The 15304-nt window shown below is 70.5% G+C and carries 18 protein-coding genes; all 18 read left to right on the forward strand.

The window, feature by feature from the left end; genetic code table 11:
- Positions 1-153: 153 nt before the first annotated feature.
- From ACFOWB_RS14375 to ACFOWB_RS14460, 18 genes are read left to right on the forward strand one after another with little or no spacing between them, the layout of a single operon-like run.
- Positions 154-771: a hypothetical protein gene (locus tag ACFOWB_RS14375; protein ID WP_261402892.1), complete on the forward strand. Its 618-nt coding sequence runs from the start codon at positions 154-156 to the stop codon at positions 769-771.
- A complete protein-coding gene (locus ACFOWB_RS14380; protein ID WP_261402893.1) occupies positions 764-2902 on the forward strand; it encodes a phage terminase large subunit family protein in 2139 nt (712 codons plus the stop codon). Before ACFOWB_RS14375 ends, ACFOWB_RS14380 begins: the two co-directional genes overlap by 8 nt.
- 11 nt (positions 2903-2913) lie before the next feature.
- Positions 2914-3132, forward strand: a complete 219-nt coding sequence (locus ACFOWB_RS14385; RefSeq protein ID WP_261402894.1) for a YodC family protein — start codon at positions 2914-2916, stop codon at positions 3130-3132.
- Positions 3133-3135: 3 nt separating this feature from the next.
- Positions 3136-3375 carry a hypothetical protein gene (locus ACFOWB_RS14390; protein WP_261402895.1) on the forward strand — a complete coding sequence of 80 codons (240 nt, stop codon included), beginning with the start codon at positions 3136-3138 and terminating at the stop codon, positions 3373-3375.
- The gene (locus ACFOWB_RS14395; RefSeq protein WP_378147962.1) at positions 3372-5015 is read left to right on the forward strand and encodes a phage portal protein; all 1644 of its coding nucleotides are present in this window, start codon (positions 3372-3374) and stop codon (positions 5013-5015) included. The genes ACFOWB_RS14390 and ACFOWB_RS14395 overlap by 4 nt, the downstream gene beginning before the upstream one ends.
- 16 nt (positions 5016-5031) lie before the next feature.
- Positions 5032-5259, forward strand: coding sequence for an Acb2/Tad1 domain-containing protein (locus tag ACFOWB_RS14400; RefSeq protein ID WP_261402898.1), 228 nt, complete (start codon positions 5032-5034; stop codon positions 5257-5259).
- A gap of 15 nt (positions 5260-5274) precedes the next feature.
- Positions 5275-6795, forward strand: coding sequence for a S49 family peptidase (locus tag ACFOWB_RS14405; RefSeq protein ID WP_261402899.1), 1521 nt, complete (start codon positions 5275-5277; stop codon positions 6793-6795).
- Between the two features lies 1 nt (position 6796).
- The gene (locus ACFOWB_RS14410) at positions 6797-7162 is read left to right on the forward strand and encodes a head decoration protein (protein WP_261402900.1); all 366 of its coding nucleotides are present in this window, start codon (positions 6797-6799) and stop codon (positions 7160-7162) included.
- A gap of 10 nt (positions 7163-7172) precedes the next feature.
- Positions 7173-8210, forward strand: coding sequence for a major capsid protein (locus ACFOWB_RS14415; RefSeq protein ID WP_261402901.1), 1038 nt, complete (start codon positions 7173-7175; stop codon positions 8208-8210).
- On the forward strand, positions 8210-8476 hold the full coding sequence (locus ACFOWB_RS14420) for a hypothetical protein (RefSeq protein WP_261402902.1): 267 nt from the start codon (positions 8210-8212) through the stop codon (positions 8474-8476). The genes ACFOWB_RS14415 and ACFOWB_RS14420 overlap by 1 nt, the downstream gene beginning before the upstream one ends.
- A 54-nt stretch (positions 8477-8530) precedes the next feature.
- Positions 8531-8863 carry a head-tail joining protein gene (locus ACFOWB_RS14425; protein ID WP_261402903.1) on the forward strand — a complete coding sequence of 111 codons (333 nt, stop codon included), beginning with the start codon at positions 8531-8533 and terminating at the stop codon, positions 8861-8863.
- A gap of 1 nt (position 8864) precedes the next feature.
- Positions 8865-9542 (forward strand): DUF6441 family protein, encoded by a 678-nt coding sequence (locus ACFOWB_RS14430; RefSeq protein ID WP_261402904.1) that lies wholly within the window; start codon positions 8865-8867, stop codon positions 9540-9542.
- Positions 9539-10000 (forward strand): hypothetical protein, encoded by a 462-nt coding sequence (locus ACFOWB_RS14435; protein WP_261402905.1) that lies wholly within the window; start codon positions 9539-9541, stop codon positions 9998-10000. The genes ACFOWB_RS14430 and ACFOWB_RS14435 overlap by 4 nt, the downstream gene beginning before the upstream one ends.
- Positions 10001-10027: 27 nt before the next feature.
- Entirely contained in the window at positions 10028-11002 is a 975-nt protein-coding gene (locus ACFOWB_RS14440) for a phage tail tube protein (protein ID WP_261402906.1), read from the forward strand.
- The gene (locus tag ACFOWB_RS14445; RefSeq protein ID WP_261402907.1) at positions 11002-11559 is read left to right on the forward strand and encodes a hypothetical protein; all 558 of its coding nucleotides are present in this window, start codon (positions 11002-11004) and stop codon (positions 11557-11559) included. Before ACFOWB_RS14440 ends, ACFOWB_RS14445 begins: the two co-directional genes overlap by 1 nt.
- Positions 11556-11774, forward strand: coding sequence for a hypothetical protein (locus ACFOWB_RS14450; RefSeq protein ID WP_261402908.1), 219 nt, complete (start codon positions 11556-11558; stop codon positions 11772-11774). Before ACFOWB_RS14445 ends, ACFOWB_RS14450 begins: the two co-directional genes overlap by 4 nt.
- Entirely contained in the window at positions 11767-14871 is a 3105-nt protein-coding gene (locus ACFOWB_RS14455; RefSeq protein WP_378147969.1) for a phage tail tip lysozyme, read from the forward strand. The genes ACFOWB_RS14450 and ACFOWB_RS14455 overlap by 8 nt, the downstream gene beginning before the upstream one ends.
- Positions 14871-15302 carry a hypothetical protein gene (locus ACFOWB_RS14460; RefSeq protein WP_378147971.1) on the forward strand — a complete coding sequence of 144 codons (432 nt, stop codon included), beginning with the start codon at positions 14871-14873 and terminating at the stop codon, positions 15300-15302. Before ACFOWB_RS14455 ends, ACFOWB_RS14460 begins: the two co-directional genes overlap by 1 nt.
- The last annotated feature ends 2 nt before the right edge of the window (positions 15303-15304 follow it).

Genomic DNA, 15304 nt, shown 5'->3' on the forward strand with positions numbered 1-15304 from the left:
TCATCGTCGGTCGGTCAACCGACCGCCCCGACCCAGCCCCGGCGGGTCCTTCCCCGCCTTCTGACGCAATGCGGTGAGCTTTAGCGCTTACGTTCTCTAGCCATTGGTCCGGTCAACATCGTTGACCGGGTTGACCCCACATGGGTGACGCGGATGACGCAGCAGGTTGACGGCCAGTCTGGCCTCGTCACCGCCGCCGAATACGCTCGCCTGCGAGGCGTCTCCAAGCAGGCGGCGTCGAAGTGGCCGCTCGTGAAGGTGCCGGACCCGAACCGGCCCGGCATGCACCTCGTCGACGTCGCCGCGACCGACGCCAAGCGCGGCGTCGAGCAGAACCCGCTGAAGCGCCAGGCCCCGATCGAAGTCGCGCCGGCCGAAGACGAGCCCCGCGCTCCGCAGTCGCCCACGCTGGTGCCGGACGAGATCCAGACGCAGGGCCGATCGGCCCGCGTTGAACGCGAGCACTGGGCGGCCAAGAACGAGCGGCTCAACTACGAGCAGCGCGTCGGCCGCCTGATCGACCGCCGCGCCGCCGAACACGCGCAGACCGAGACCGCCAAGGCGACGCGCGCGCGCCTCGCCTCCGTCGGCGCCCGCGTCGCGCAGCGCGCGTCCGAACTCAGCGATCCGCGCGCCATCCGCGCGCTGATCGACGACGAGATCCGCAAGGCCCTGACGGCCTCGGCCGACGACCTCGACGATCTCGCCGCCACGATCGAGGCGGAAGCCGCCTCCGAGCCCGAAACCACGGACGAACCCGCCGATGCTTGACGAGATCGACCCGCGCCTCTCGCGCGCCGCCGACCTCCTCCGGGCGTCGGCGCGCGCGCTCCGTCCCGACGCGCCGATCTCGGTCTCCGACTGGGCGCTTCGCCACCGCGTGCTGTCGCCGGAGGCCTCGAGCCAGCCCGGCAAATGGACCCACGACGCGATGCCCTATCTCGTCGAGATCATGGACGCGCTCGGGCCCGAGGATCCCTGCCACACGGTCGCGCTCATGAAGCCCGCCCAGTCGGCGGGCTCGGCCGGCGGCGAGAACTGGTTCGGCCACATGATGCACCGCGTCCCGGGCCCGGCCATGTACGTCCAGGCGACCATCAAGGCCGCCAAGGACTGGAAGACCGAGAAATTCGATCCGATGATCCGCGACTGCGCGGTTCTCGCGCCGGAGCGCGGCGGCGTGGTCCGCCCGCAGAAGTCGCGCGACGGGTCCGGCACGAAGGGCGACCGCGTCGTCTTCGGCGGCGGCTTCATCCTGCTCGCCGGCGCGAACTCGGCCGCCGGCCTTCGCCAGCACTCGATCCGCTACATGTTCAAGGACGACGTCGACGCATGGCCCGAGGAGGTCGTGTCGAAGGGCGGCGGCCGTTCGGAAGGCGATCCCGACGCGCTCGCTGACGGCCGCATCAAGACGTACAAGCGCTTCGGCCTGTCGAAGGAGTTCGTGTGCTCCTCGCCGACATGGAAGCGCTTCTCGCGGATCGAGAAAAAGTACCAGGCGGGCGACCGGCGCCGCTGGTACATGGGCTGCCCGGCCTGCCTGACGCGCACCGACTTCGAATGGGAGGACGTCGTACGCGAGGAGCGCGCGCCGTTCCGCGCCCGCATCGTCTGCCCGGGCTGCGAGACCGAGCTTCGCCAGAGCGACCGCGACGAGATGAACGCGATCGGCGGCTGGATCACGACCGCGCCGGACGCCGACGGCGTGGTCCCCGCGAAAAGCCTGTCGCCCGAGGACTTCGCGGTCTGGCTCGCGCGCTCGGCCGAGATGCTGTCGCCGATCAAGAGCTACGCCATCACGGGCGTCATGAACTTCCTCGACACATGGGACGAGCTCGCGGCCAAGCACGCCGCGGCCGGCTCCGATCCGGTCGCGCTCAAGAAGTTCGAGAACGTCGACCTCGGCCGGCCCTTCGACGCGCAGGACGAGCTCGTCGCATGGGAGACGCTGTCGGCCCGCCGCGAGGCCGACTTCCGGCTCCGTCGCGCGCCCCACGGTCCGCTCGCCTTCACCATGGGCGTCGACGTTCAGGGCTACGGAATCTATGTCGAGACCGTCGGCTGGGGGCCGGACCGCGAGAGCTGGACGATCGACGCCCAGCTCCTGCCGGGCGAGACCGACGCGCCGGGCGAGGGCGCCTGGCCGAAGCTCGCCTCGCTGATCGACCGCGGGATCACGCTCCCCTCGGGCGCGCGGGTCGAGCCCGACCTCGTGATGGTGGACTCCGGCTACAACGCCGAGGCCGTCTACAGCTTCGTCAAGCGCCGCCCGAACGCGATCGCGATCAAGGGCGTCGACGGCTGGAACAAGCCCGCGATCGCCCGCGCCGAAAGCGCCGAGGTGCAGAAGTCGGGGCTTTCGACCGGCAAGGCCAAGCGTCACGGCGTCAAGGTCTGGGTCGTGGGCGGCTGGTCGCTGAAATCCGCGATCATGATCTACCTGTCGCGGGCGCTGAAGGAGGCCGAGGCCGGCCAGTCGGTCCCGCGCGGCTACTGCCATTTCCCGGCCGATCTCGAGGACGACTACTTTCGCCAGCTCGTGGCCGAAAGCGTGATCGTTGAGACGGTCGCCGGCGAGCCGCGCCGGCGCTGGAAGCGCCACGGCGAGAACCACTATCTCGACTGCCGCACCTACAACCTCGCGGGCACGCATTTCCTCGGGCTCTGGAACTGGACCGAGGAGCGATGGGCGGCCCGTGCGGCCGATCTCGCGCGTCTGTCCGCGCCCGTCCAGGCCAGCATGTTCGGCGACGCCTCCGGGGCGACGCGCGAGATCACGAGCGCGCCGGCGCAAGCCGAAACGCCGCCGCAGGCGGACCCCGAGGCCCCGACGCAGAAGCCGGCCCGCATCCGCGGCTCCGTCTTCGCCGGGCTCGGCGACCTTGCGAGCCTCAACCAGTGAAGGAGACCGCCATGACCAAGCTCAAGGCCGACGACGCCGCGCCGTCGAAGGTGAGGATCGCGCTCGGCGACGTCGTCAAGCTGAAGGCGGGCGGCGACGAGATGGAGGTGACGGCGCTCCATCCGGGCCTCGTCACGACGCAGTGGGGCGAAGGGCTCTCTCGCATGCAGGCGTCGTTTCCGGCCGACGACGTCGTCGTGGTCCGCGCCGCGAAGGCCGCTGAGGCCTAAACGATGGCCCGCACGGTCGCCGAGCTCGAAGCGCTGATCGCCGCACTCGAGGCGGAGAAGATCGCGCGGCTGACGACCTCGCGCGCGACCAAGATCGGCTACGACGGCAAGGTCCAGACCGAGTTCGCGACCGCGACCCTCGCCGAGATCGACGCCGAGATCCTGCGGCTGAAGGCCGAGCTCGCCCGGCTCACCGGCGACCGCTCGCCGGTCCGCCCGGTCTATGCGGGCTTCGGGCGATGACGGCGGCGCCCGCCAAGCCCCGCGTGCGCGTTCCGGCGGGCTCGCGCCCCATGGCCGCGATCCCGCGCGCATCGCATCATTCGGCCGACATGGCCGCCCAGGCGGTCGCCGGCTGGATGCCGCCGCTGCTCTCGCCCGACGCCGAATGGCTCTACGAGCGCGACCTTTCGGTCGCCCGCATCCGCGACCTCGTTCGCAACGACGGATGGGCGCAGGCCGCCGTCGACCGCATGGTCGACATGACCGTCGGCGCGACGTTCCGGCTTTCTGCCAAGCCCGACGCCGTCGCGCTCGGCATCGATCAGGCCGAGGCCGACGCTCTCGCGCTCCGGATCGAGGCCAAGTGGCGCAAATACGCCCAGGATCCGACGTTCCGGGCGGACGCCGAGCGCGCGCTGCCCGTTGTGGGGCTCTTCGGGCTCGCGGCGCGCGAGCTGGTGGCGACCGGCGAGGCCTGCGCGGTGCTGCGCTGGCTCCCCAAGGCCGGATGGCCGTTCTCGACCGCGGTCCAGATGGTCGACGCCGACCGACTGTCGAACCCGAACAACCGCGCGGACGACGACAAGATCCGCGGCGGCGTCGAATGCGACGAGAACGGCGCGGCGGTCGCCTATCATTTCCGCGACGGCCACCCGTCGGACTGGTTCGCGGGCGCGAAAGGCAACATCTGGACGCGGATCGAGCGCTTCGAGACGCTCGGGGACTGGGAGCGGCCCAAGGTCCTGCACCTGTTCGAGAAGCGCCGGCCCGGCCAGCGCCGCGGCGTGTCGCGCCTCGTGGCGGCGCTCGTCAAGCAGCGGCTGCTCGCGAAGTATTCGGAGGCCGAGGTCAAGGCCGCGGCGCTGAACGGCTCGATCGTCGGCGCGATCTACACGCAGATGGGCTCGGAATACGCGGCCGAAGCGCTCGGGTCCGATACCGGCCAGCAGGACTGGGGCGCGTTCAACTCCGAGCGTGTCAAGTTCTACAATGACCGCCGGCAGATGGACGAAGCCCGCTTCGTCACGATGTTCCCGTCCGACCGGCTCGACCTCAACTCGACGCCGCGTCAGGTCTCCGGCTATCCGGCCTTCCAGAAGGCGTTCCTGCAGGGGTTCGCCGCCTCGCTCGGCATCTCCTACGAGCAGCTTTCGATGGACTGGACGTCGACGAACTACTCGTCGGCGCGGGCTGCGCTGAACGAGACCTGGCGCACGATCCAGCGCCTGCGGGCCGTCATCGTCTGGGGCTTCGTCCAGCCGGTCTATGCCGCTTGGCTCGAGGACGCGATCGACACCGGCGAGGTCGAGCTTCCGGCGGGCGCGCCCGACTTCTACGACGAGCCCGCGGCCTATTCGCAGGCCGAATGGGTCGGTCCCGGCCGCGGCTATGTCGATCCGGTCAAGGAAGCCCATGCCGCGATCATGCGGATCAAGGGCGGGATCTCGACCTATGAGCGTGAGGCGGCCGAACAGGGCGGCGACTGGATCCTCACGCTCCAGCAGCGCAAGCGCGAGCAGGACGCGTTCCGCGAGGCCGGCGTGCCGCTCGGCGACGACGCGGCCGCGGCTGCGCCTGCGCGTGCTCAGCCCGACGAGGACAGTCGCGAAGACGAGGAGGATCGCCGCCCGGGCGATCCAGAGGCCCGTGCGGCCGCATGACCACGAGGAAAGCCAGATGACGACCGTTCCCAGCACGTCCGACGAGCGGACCGTGAACAACACGATGCGCCACGCCTACCGCGTCCTGTCCGACGAGGAAAAGGCCGCGATGCAGGAGATCAAGGACATGGGGCTGGCGTTCCATGACCGCATCGCGGCGCTCGGCGCCAGCCGAGAGGTCTCGCTCGCGAAGACGAAGGTCGAGGAAGCCGTCATGTGGGCGGTCAAGCACCTCACCGCCTAAACCCACGGATCAGCGATGACCGATCTCGACCTCGCCCTGCGCACGCCGGGACGGGCGCTTCTGCTCGAGCCGCGCGCGGCGCGGGCGCACGCCTCGCGCCTGATGGCGGCCGAGCGGCCCCGCCGCTCGCGCGGCCTGGTCGCGGCGCTTGCCGGCGCCGTCGGTTTCGCCAAGGACGACGCTGCGCCGGAAAAGCCCGAGGCTCTGGTCTCACGGGTCGAATGGGCGAGCGAGGTCGCGTTCGGAGCCGGCTTCGCGATCTGCGGTCCGATCGCCGTCATCGACGTCTCGGGCGTCCTGACGGCCAAGGGCTACTACGACTGGTGGAACGAGGAGTGGGTTCCGGGCTATCGCGGGATCAGCGCCGCGATCGCCGCGGCCCGCGCCGACGAGCGCGTCTCGGCGATCCTGCTGCGCGAGGATTCGCCGGGCGGCCTCGTCTCGGAAAACTTCGACCTCTGCGACGAGATCCATGAGGGCTCGGCCCGCAACGGCGGCAAGCCGATCTGGGCCCATGTGTCGAGCCTCTGCTGTTCGGCCGCCTATTCGATCGCCGCCTCCTGCGACCGCGTTCTCGCGAGCCGCGAGGCCGAAATCGGATCGATCGGCGTCGTCATCGTGCATGTCGACGAGAGCGAGCTGCTCAAGGACTGGGGCCTCAGGGTGGAGGCGATCGAGAGCGCGCCGGGAAAGACCATGGGCGCGCCCTGGAAGCCGCTCGACGACGCAACCCGCGAGCATTGGCAGGCCGACGTGGACGAGCTCGCGGGCCGTTTCTCGGCCGTCGTCGAGCGCGGTCGCGGCCTTTCCGCCGAACAGATCAAGGCGCTCGACGCCCGCTACTTCCTCGCCGACCACGCCGACGCCGCGCGCTCCGCGCTCTCGCTCGGCCTCGTCGACGAGATCCTGACCGAACGGGCGGCCGCGGCCGCCCTCCTCAATTCCCTGTCGCTCCCCGATGGAACCGGGACGCCCGCTGCGGCAGGGGCTTCGCGCGCGGCGTCCCGGCCCAGAAAGGAACAGGCGATGTCGAAGATCGACGCCGCAATGATCGCGGCGCTCGAGGCCGAGGCCGAGAGCGACGACGAGGAGACCAAGTCCGCGGCCGACGACAAGCTCGGCCGCATCAAGGCGATCCTCGACGAGGAAGACGAGGACAAGGACGACGAAGAGGCCTCGACCGAAGACGACGACGAGACCGAGGCCAAGGCGAACGCCAAGGCCGGAAGGGGCAAGGCGAAGGCGTCCGCCTCGACGGGCGTCGCGGCCGTGATGGCCGTGTTCGACCTGCCCGAAGCGCGCGGCCGCGAGAAGCTCGCCCGCTCGCTGGCCGCGAAGGCCGGCGACGGCAAGATCTCGGTCGAGGAGGCCAAGGAAATGCTCGCCGCGTCGCCGAAGGCCTCGCGCCTCGGCGAGGCGATGGAAGGCCGGGACAAGGGCCTCAAGCCCGACGCCCCGGCCGGGGACGCCGAAGCGCTCGTGAGCGGCGTGATGGCGATGTACCGCGGCAAGCCCGCCGAGAAGAGGAGCGCGTGACATGACCGCATATTTCGGAAACGACGGCTCCGTCTCGGCCGACGACGGCCTCGTCTGCGGCGAGGTCGACAGCGCCCGCATCACTCTGGCGAGCGGGCAGAACCTCCAGCGCGGCGCGCTGCTCGGCAAGATCACGGCGAGCGGCAAGTACATCCTGAGCCTGTCGGCCGCGAACGACGGCTCGCAGACCCCTGCCGTGGTGCTGGCCGAGGACTGCGACGCGAGCGCCGCCGACAAGGTGACGGTCGCCTACTTCCGCGGGCGCTTCGACGCCGGCGCGATGACGTTCGGGACCGGACAGACGGTCGCGAACACCCGCGAGGCGCTGCGCGACGTCGGCGTCTTCATCCACGACAGCATCCGCTGAGGCAAACACAATGGCGCTCGATATCTATACGCCCGCGGTGCTCAACCGCGTCGTCGACGATCTGAAGGACGATCCGCTCGTCGGCACCCATCTCGTGAACCGCTATTTCTCGGAAGTCTCGCAGTCGCTGCAGGAGGAGGTCTATTTCGACGTCCTCACCGAGAAGCCGCGCCTCGCGCCGTTCTGCTCGCCGCTGGTCGAAGGCCAGATCGTGCGCTCGCAGGGCTACGCCACCAAGTCGTTCCGCCCCGCCTACATCAAGGACAAGCGCGTCCTTGAGGACGGCAAGGCGGTGCGTCGCCGTCCCGGCCAGGCGATCGCCGGCCCGCTCGACCCGATGCAGACGCGTCTTCTCCAGATCGCGGCCAATTCGGAAGACCAGATCCGTATGATCAACCGCCGCCTCGAATGGATGGCCTCGACGGTGCTGCGCACCGGCCAGGTCACGATCTCGGGGGAGAAGTATCCGACGACTGTCGTGGACTTCGGCCGCGACCCCTCGCTCACCGTCACGCTGTCGGGCGGGGCGCTCTGGAGCGATCCCGGCGCCGATCCGCTCGAAGACCTCGAGGACTGGTCGAGCCTCATCCGCGGCGTCAGCGGCGCGCGCGCGGCGGAGGTCCACATGGCGGACAATGTCTGGCGCGCCTTCCGGAAGAACGAGGGCGTCAAGGAGCTGCTGCAGGACAACCGCTATTCGCCGGGCTCCGCGCTCGAACTCGGGGCCCAGTCGGCGAAGCTCGGCGCGACCTACAAGGGAACGATCGGAGACTTCCAGATCTGGATCTACGCCGACAGCTACGTCGACGACGCCGGCGTCACCCGAAAGTACTTGCCGGACGACTATCTGCTGCTGGTGTCGCCCGACCTCGAAGGCGTCCGGCACTTCGGCGTCATCAAGGACGAGGAGTGCGGGTTCCAGGTCCGCGACTACTTCCAGAAGAGCTGGACCCAGCCCGATCCGGCGGTCCGCTACATGCTGATGCAGTCGGCCCCGATCGTGGTGCCGTACCGCATCAACGCCACTCTTTCCGCAAAGGTGCTCTGATGGGAAAGCTGATCGCGCGCCACACGATCCAGATGGTTCTCGACGGCAAGCGCAAGGCCGTCGTCCCGGGCGAAGAGTTCGAGGTCAAGGACGCGGCCGAGGAGAAGCGCCTCCTCGCGACCGGAGCCGCGTTCCGCAAGGGCGCGGTCGACCCCGACGAGGACGGCGTGGCGAGCGGCGACCCGCTGTTCTCGCCGCCGGCCGGCCCGGTCTCCGGCGAAACCTCGCCGCCTTCGGCCGCCGCGGTCGCCAAGGCCGCGAAGTAAGACCTCGACAGGGCCGCCTCAGGGCGGCCCTGTCGTTTTGACAGGACGCAGCCCATGCGACAGGACCTCGCCGACCTCGCCGTCGACGCGGCCTTCGTGCTTGGCGCGCCGGCGTCCTATCGCGCGCCGCTCACGCCGGGCGGCGCGGCCTGCAAGGTCATGGTGTTCTCGCCCGACGCCGATCTCGACATCGGGTCCTCGCGGGTGTCGGTCACGACGATGCGGATCGACGTCCGGGTCTCCGAGATCGAAAAGCCTCTGCGCGACGGCTCTTTCGACCTGCTCGACGCCACGGGCGCCGTGACACAGTCCTACCGCATCATCGGCGATCCCAAGCGCGAGGACGCGCTTCGCCGGATCTGGACCTGCGTCGCGGAGCCGGTCTGAGATGGTCTCGCTCCGGGCCGATGCGTTCTTCGATGGCCGCTACTTCAACCTGAAGGAATTCTACGAGGGAAAGCTCGCGGTCGCCGAGACCGGCCTGATGAAGGCTGCTGGCATCGGCGCAGGCGTCGGCCGCGATCGGTATCGCGCGCATGTCCAGTCGTCGGGTCTGGACCCGAAGCTCGCCAAGACGGTTCGCGGCCTCGTCTATCCGCGGCCTGGCGTGAAGACGCTCTCGCCGGCGGCCTTCATCTACACCAAGGCGCCCCGGATCCTCGCGGCTTTCGAGAGCGGCGGGACGATCCGGCCCGTCAAAGGCTCGAAGTTTCTCTGGATCCCGACCGAGAATGTTCCCCGCCTCGGGGGGCGAAAGATGAAGCCGCTCGAAGTCGAGAGCCGGTTTGGCGACTTCGATCTCGTGCCGTCCCTCCTTCGCCCCGGGACCTTTCTCGCGGTCGTGCGGGCGCGGAGGAACGCCAAGAGCGGGCGTGTCCGATCGATCATCAAGCTCAAGCGCCAGCCCAAGAAAGCCGACCGGATCGTCATGTTCACGCTGGTCAAGTTCACGAGCCTGCGAAAGCGCCTCGACATTGCGGGCGTCGAGCGCGGGCTCGAGGCCGAGTGGCCCGAGATCGTGGCGCGCTCGCTCGCCGAGGCCTTCACCAACGAGGATCGCGGGTGAGCAAGCCGTCGGCCTCGCAGTCCGCCTATCTCGCGCTGTCGGACGCGCTCGCGCCCGCCTTCGCGGCGATCGGCTATCCCGATTTCGGCCGCAACGTCTCGGCGCTGAGCGATCTCGTCGCCGTGCCGGCGGGCGGGCGCATGTTCGCCACGCTGCGCGACGCAGGCGTCACGGTCGAGGACGTCCAGCTTTCGCCGCGGACCTACGAGCTCGCGGTGCGGGCCGACCTCGAGCTGATCGTGTCGGAGTCCGACGACGAGGCCCGCGACGCGAGCTTCGATCTCGCGCTCGTCGCGGTCGACGACGCGCTCGAAGCCGATCGCATGCTCGGCGAGACGGTCGCCGACGTCGAGATCGAGGGGCTCGACCCGATCGACCTCGACATCGAGGGCGCGCCCCCGGTCAAGGGCGCGATCCTGAAAATCCGGATGCTCGTGACGAGCGACCGGCCGTTCTGACTTCCACGACAACCGAGGACTGAACCCATGCCGACGCTCCTCACGCCGCTCGGTAAGACGCTGGAGCTCGGTCTCGGGACCGAGGCGACCTTTGGCGTCAAGCCCGCCGGCCCGCTCGTCTCGACGCCCGTCTATACGAGCCAGCTCGACAGCCAGAAGCCGATGGAGAACGACCCCATCCTCGGCGGCGGCCAGAACAACTCGCGCGACGCGACGCCTCCCGCGCCCGGCCTCGTCACGGCCGGCGGTCAGATCGTGGCGCCGCTCGACGTCAACCACATCGGCCACTGGCTGCACCTGTTCTTCGGCGCCGCGGCCGCGAGCGGCTCGGGCGTTGTGACCCATGTGTTCACGAGCGGCAAGGCGCAGCTCCCGTCCAAGACGATCCAGCAGAAGCTCGCCGGTCGCCTGCTCCAGACCTACGGCGTCGTCGGCCGCACCATGCGCTTCGAGCTCGGCCAGGCTGCGGGCTTCCGGCGCGTCACCATGGATCTCGGCGCGAAGGACGACATGCCCTTCACGGGCGGCGACATCGCGACGAACGAGATCACGCGCGCCGCCGCGCTCGCCGACGCCAGGGTGCCGGCGACCCGCGGCGAGCTGCTGGTCGGCGGCGTCGTCGTGGCGACGCTTCTGAGCTTCGACGGCACCTACGACACGGCGCTCGCCGAGGAGCGCTACGTCGACAACACGGACACGATCTCGGGCTACGCCCCGGGCGACCAGGAGGCGTCCTGGCGCGGCTCCATGACGTTGCGCTGGAACGACGCGACCTATGACACGCTCGCCCGCGGCGAGACCGACCAGGCCATGACGGTGCGCTACGTCCGCGGCGCGAACCAGTCTCTCAGCCTCTCCGGCCTGATGCGTCTCGAACGCGCCGGCCTGCCGATCAGCGGGCCGGGCAAGCTCCAGCAGCAGGTCACTTTCCGCGGCATGCAGGGCCCGTCCGCGCCCATGCTCACCGCGACCCTCGTGAATGCGATCGCGAGCTACGCCTGATGCTGCGGCTCGTCGAATCCGGCTCGAAGGCGCCGGCGAGGATCGGGCTCGACGGCGGCGCCTGGGTCGAGGTCCGGATCGCGGACCTCGCCGACTACCATGCGGCGATGGCCGAGGCCGCCGAGATCTCGCGCTCGATCGAGGATGGCGGCTTCGCGCTCGCGGCGCTCGGCCTCGCGCTTCCCGACGAAATTGGCGGACCGCTGTCGCAGGCCGCGATCCGCGAATGGGCCTTCAATCTCGCCATCGGCGCGCGCTGCGTCGTCGCCTGGGGCGGGATCGGCGACGAGGACGGCATGGAAATCGCCGAGCCGAGCGCCGACATGGTCAAGCTCCTGATGGCGGACCCGATCGTCGCGACCAGGATCGTCGCGGCGGCGCTGCGGCGCGTCCATGAGGTCCATGACGAGGGGGAAGGATCGGCCGGCTCGCGGACTGGCGCGCGCGAGACGGCCTCGCTTACTGCCGCGCTTGCAGAGAAGAGGGCGAGGCCTGCGCGCTCACCGGCCGATCGGCCGACGGGCAGCGATGTCCCGAGCGAGAGCACGCGCCCGTGACGGTCGAGGGCCGCCGCGCCGCCGAAATCCTCGCGACGCCCGGCATGTGGCGACGCGCCGGCGCGGCCGGCCGCCTCGTCGGTCTCGATTACGGCTCGGCGCTCCTGGCCTCGCCGCGCTGCGACGCCGACGCGCTCGTCCATTGCCTCGAGCGCGGCGAGGCTGTGGTGCTGAAGATCGCGGGCGAGACCGCGGAGGCGAAAGCGAATGGCTGAGCGTTCGGGAGGCTCCGTCGTCATCCGCCTCGCGGTCCGCGACGGCGAGGTCGTGCGCCGCGCGCTGCAGGACATCGGCACGGACGGCCAACGGGCGCTGAAGGCGCTCGACGACGCCTCGCGCGCGCCGACCCGCGGGGCGCTCGCGCTCTCCGAGGCGGTCAACGAGGCGAAATCGTCGATCGAGGGCCTAGCGACGTCGAGCGGATCGCTTGGTCCTGCGCTCACCTTCCTGCGAAACCTCGGTCCGGCGGGCCTCGCCGCGGGCGTCGCGGTCGCGGCGGGCGCCGCCGCCGTGGTCGCCGGCGTCGGAAAGGCCAAGCAGGCGCTCGATAGCTTCGGCGCGACGGTCGACGCCGCGAACTCCATCGGCCTGTCGACCGACATCTATCAGGGGATCGCGGCTTCGGCCCTTCTCGCCGGCGTCAACGCCGAGGAGGCGACCGGCGCGCTCCAGAAGTTCTCGGTCGCCTCGGGACAGGCGGCCGCGGGGCAGGGCGACCTCTACGACAAGCTCTCCCAGTACAATTCGGAGGCCGCGGAGGCGATCCGCAACGCCACCACGCAGGAAGAGCGGGTCCGGATCCTCGCCAAGGCGCTGTCCGAGGCCGCCAACGCCGAGGAGCGCAACGCGATCGCGGTCGCGGCGTTCGGACGGAGCGGCGTGGCGCTCGGCCGGGCCTTCGCGGAGGCCGGCGGCAATGTCGATCGTATGGTGGCGAGCGCCCGCGAGCTCGGGCTCATCGTTCCGCGCGAGGTTCTGGCGCGCGCCGAGGAGCTTGGCGATCGTCTCGACGTCGCAAGCCAGATCATAGACACGCAGCTCAAGCAGGCCGCGCTCGATCTCGCGCCCCTGATGGCCGATCTCGCCGAAAAGGCCGCGGACTTCGCCCGCTATCTCGCGCAGGGCTATGGCTTCATCCGCGACGGCACGCCGAACGTCCGCGCGCAGGCCGATGCGATGGCGAAGGGCGTGGATGACCCCGTCGCTCGCGCGGCGGAAGCGGTTGCGGCGACGTCCGCGCGCATTCGAGAGGCTGAAGCCGCCGGCAACGCCGACGTCGCTGCCACGCAGCGCAAGGTTCTGGCCGATCAGCAGGCCGAACTCGAACGACTGCAGGAGGCTCAGCGCGAGCGCAATCGCGCGATGGGCATGAACCGGGGCGGCGCGGACCCGGCGAGCGCGGAGGCGGGCTCGCAGGTCCCGTTCCCCCGGTCGGCCCCGACGCCGACCGAAGCGGAAGAGCAGCGAGGCGCCGCCGCCCGCGAGCGCCGGCTGAAGGAAGCCGAGCGGCTCGGGCGCGAGGCCGCCCAGGCGCGCGCCGAGCTCGGCGACGTCTCGGGACTGGTCGAGATCAAGAAGCGCGAGCTCGACGCGCTCGTCGAACGTGGGCTGCTGTCGAGCGAGGCAGCCGCGCAGGCGCTCGACAAGTACCGGCAGGCGCAGGAGAAGGCCGCTGCCGCCGACGGCGACCGGGAGGCGGCGCTGCGCAAGGCCGAACAGATCGAGCGCGAGGCCGCGCAGGTCCGCGCCGATCTCGGCGACGTCTCCGGCCTCGTCGCCATCAAGCAGAAGGAGCTGAACGAGCTCGTCGAGAAGGGCGCGATCAGCCAGGCGACCGCGACCGCGGCGCTCGTGAAGTACCGCGAGCAGGTCGAGCGGACGAACGAGTCGCGGGTCGCGAAGTCCTCGGCCTTTTCCGGCCTCGCGCGGCTGTCGGCCGAAGGGACCGACCTGCGCGGCATCTATGACGACGGCGCGACCGACCTGATCAAGGGCCTCACCGACGACCTGATGAAGCTCGACGAGGCCGGAGGCAGCGTCGGCTCGACGCTGAAGTCCATGGGCGCGACCATTGAGGAGATGGTCAAGCGCATGATCATGGCGCGCTTCGTGGCGAAGCCTCTGGCCGACGGCCTGACGCAGATCGGAGACCGTCTGTTCGGGCCGGCGCCGGGCTCCTCGCCCGCTCCCGCCGGCGCCGTGGCGCTGCGGGGCCCGGGCGGGATCGTCCGCGCGCCGCTCGCGCCTGTCGCCGGCGGCCCGGCGATCGGTTCGGGCGACTATGACGGCTTCGCCTCGCGCTTCATGGCGGACGCGCAGCGCGACTTCCCGGGCCTCACCCGGGCGGGGGCGGCGGGCTTCGCCGGCAATTTCGGGACCGAGACCGGCGGGCTTCGCTACGCGCAGGAGATCAGCCCGCGCGGCGGCCGCGGCGGTCTCGGCTGGGCGCAGTGGACCGGAGATCGCCGCGTCGCCTTCGAAAAGTGGATGGCCGAGAACGGCCACAAGGACGCAAGCTCCTACGACGCCAACTACGGCTTCTGGCGCCACGAGATGCGCAACACCGGCGAGGGCCGGGTGATGGGAAGCCTCGCGGGCGTCGAGGATCCGCGCGCCGCCGCCGACATCGTGCGGCGCGAATATGAGCGTCCCGGCGTGATCAACGCGGGCTCGCGCGCCGGTTACGCCGATCGCGCGTTTCAGGCGCCCAAGCTCGACGTCTCGCAGCTCGAGCAGAGCTTCAACGCGCTCACCACCACGACCAAGAGCGCCGCGGCCCAGATCCCGGCGATGACCCAAGGAGCGACCGCGGCCGGTCCCGCGCTCGGCGGCGTCGCCCAGCAGGCCGGCGGCCTCGGCGGCGTGTTCCAGTCGCTTCTGGGCGGGATCGGCAACGTCTTCACCGGCGGCGGCAACATGCTGAGCGGCCTGCTCGGCTTCAACCCCTTCGGCTTCGAGAGCGGCGGCTACACCGGCTCTGGCTCGCGCAAGGGGATCGCGGGCGTCGTCCACGGCCAGGAGTTCGTGAGCCACGCGGCGGCGACGCGGCGCTGGCGGCCGATGCTCGAGGCGATGAACCGGGGCGAGGAGCCCCGCGCCGCGGGCGGCGGCGAGGCCAGCGTCTCGGTCAACGTCTTCGGCGCGCCGCCCGGAACCCGCGTCGAGGAGCGCCGCGACGGCCGCGGCGGCCGCAGCTTCGACGTGATCCTCGACGAGCGCAGCGCCGACGCGCTGTCGCGGCCCGGAAGCGCCACCTCGAAGGCGCTCCAGTCGAATTACGGCGCCCGGCCCATGATCAAGAAGCTCGGCTGATGGCGCTGCTGGAATGGCCAGCGGACCTGCCGCCGAAGGTGCGCGCGGACGGCTTCGAGCGCGTGATGCCGGACCTCATCAAGCCATCGCGCATGGCGGCCGGCGTCACGCTCACGCGTCCGATCGCGCTCGCTGGCGAGCAGACGATCTCCTGCATGATCCGCGGCGATCGCGGCCTGCTGGCGCGCTTCGACCGCTTCTTCCTCGTCGAGACAGGCAACGGCGCGCGGCCCTTCCTCATGCGCGACCAGCTCTATGACGGCGTCCCGCTGTTCGCGCCGATGGGCGGCGCCCTGACGACGCCGGACGACGAGCCGATCGCGATCTCGTTCTGGCGCCTCGTGCGCTTCACGCCCGGCCAGCCGCCCCGCAACGGCCAAGCGTCCGGCGCGATGATGCGCGTGTTCTTCTCGATCGATCTGTTGCCCTGAGC

This window comes from Chenggangzhangella methanolivorans, assembly GCF_042648545.1.
GTDB classification, from domain to species: domain Bacteria; phylum Pseudomonadota; class Alphaproteobacteria; order Rhizobiales; family Methylopilaceae; genus Methylopila; species Methylopila methanolivorans.

What these genes read in the sequence shown, in the direction of transcription:
- ACFOWB_RS14375 (WP_261402892.1), top strand. Translation starts at nt 154, where the DNA reads ATGACGCAGCAGGTTGACGGCCAGTCTGGCCTCGTCACCGCCGCCGAA.
- ACFOWB_RS14380 (WP_261402893.1), top strand. Translation starts at nt 764, where the DNA reads ATGCTTGACGAGATCGACCCGCGCCTCTCGCGCGCCGCCGACCTCCTC.
- ACFOWB_RS14385 (WP_261402894.1), top strand. Translation starts at nt 2,914, where the DNA reads ATGACCAAGCTCAAGGCCGACGACGCCGCGCCGTCGAAGGTGAGGATC.
- ACFOWB_RS14390 (WP_261402895.1), top strand. Translation starts at nt 3,136, where the DNA reads ATGGCCCGCACGGTCGCCGAGCTCGAAGCGCTGATCGCCGCACTCGAG.
- ACFOWB_RS14395 (WP_378147962.1), top strand. Translation starts at nt 3,372, where the DNA reads ATGACGGCGGCGCCCGCCAAGCCCCGCGTGCGCGTTCCGGCGGGCTCG.
- ACFOWB_RS14400 (WP_261402898.1), top strand. Translation starts at nt 5,032, where the DNA reads ATGACGACCGTTCCCAGCACGTCCGACGAGCGGACCGTGAACAACACG.
- ACFOWB_RS14405 (WP_261402899.1), top strand. Translation starts at nt 5,275, where the DNA reads ATGACCGATCTCGACCTCGCCCTGCGCACGCCGGGACGGGCGCTTCTG.
- ACFOWB_RS14410 (WP_261402900.1), top strand. Translation starts at nt 6,797, where the DNA reads ATGACCGCATATTTCGGAAACGACGGCTCCGTCTCGGCCGACGACGGC.
- ACFOWB_RS14415 (WP_261402901.1), top strand. Translation starts at nt 7,173, where the DNA reads ATGGCGCTCGATATCTATACGCCCGCGGTGCTCAACCGCGTCGTCGAC.
- ACFOWB_RS14420 (WP_261402902.1), top strand. Translation starts at nt 8,210, where the DNA reads ATGGGAAAGCTGATCGCGCGCCACACGATCCAGATGGTTCTCGACGGC.
- ACFOWB_RS14425 (WP_261402903.1), top strand. Translation starts at nt 8,531, where the DNA reads ATGCGACAGGACCTCGCCGACCTCGCCGTCGACGCGGCCTTCGTGCTT.
- ACFOWB_RS14430 (WP_261402904.1), top strand. Translation starts at nt 8,865, where the DNA reads ATGGTCTCGCTCCGGGCCGATGCGTTCTTCGATGGCCGCTACTTCAAC.
- ACFOWB_RS14440 (WP_261402906.1), top strand. Translation starts at nt 10,028, where the DNA reads ATGCCGACGCTCCTCACGCCGCTCGGTAAGACGCTGGAGCTCGGTCTC.
- ACFOWB_RS14445 (WP_261402907.1), top strand. Translation starts at nt 11,002, where the DNA reads ATGCTGCGGCTCGTCGAATCCGGCTCGAAGGCGCCGGCGAGGATCGGG.
- ACFOWB_RS14455 (WP_378147969.1), top strand. Translation starts at nt 11,767, where the DNA reads ATGGCTGAGCGTTCGGGAGGCTCCGTCGTCATCCGCCTCGCGGTCCGC.
- ACFOWB_RS14460 (WP_378147971.1), top strand. Translation starts at nt 14,871, where the DNA reads ATGGCGCTGCTGGAATGGCCAGCGGACCTGCCGCCGAAGGTGCGCGCG.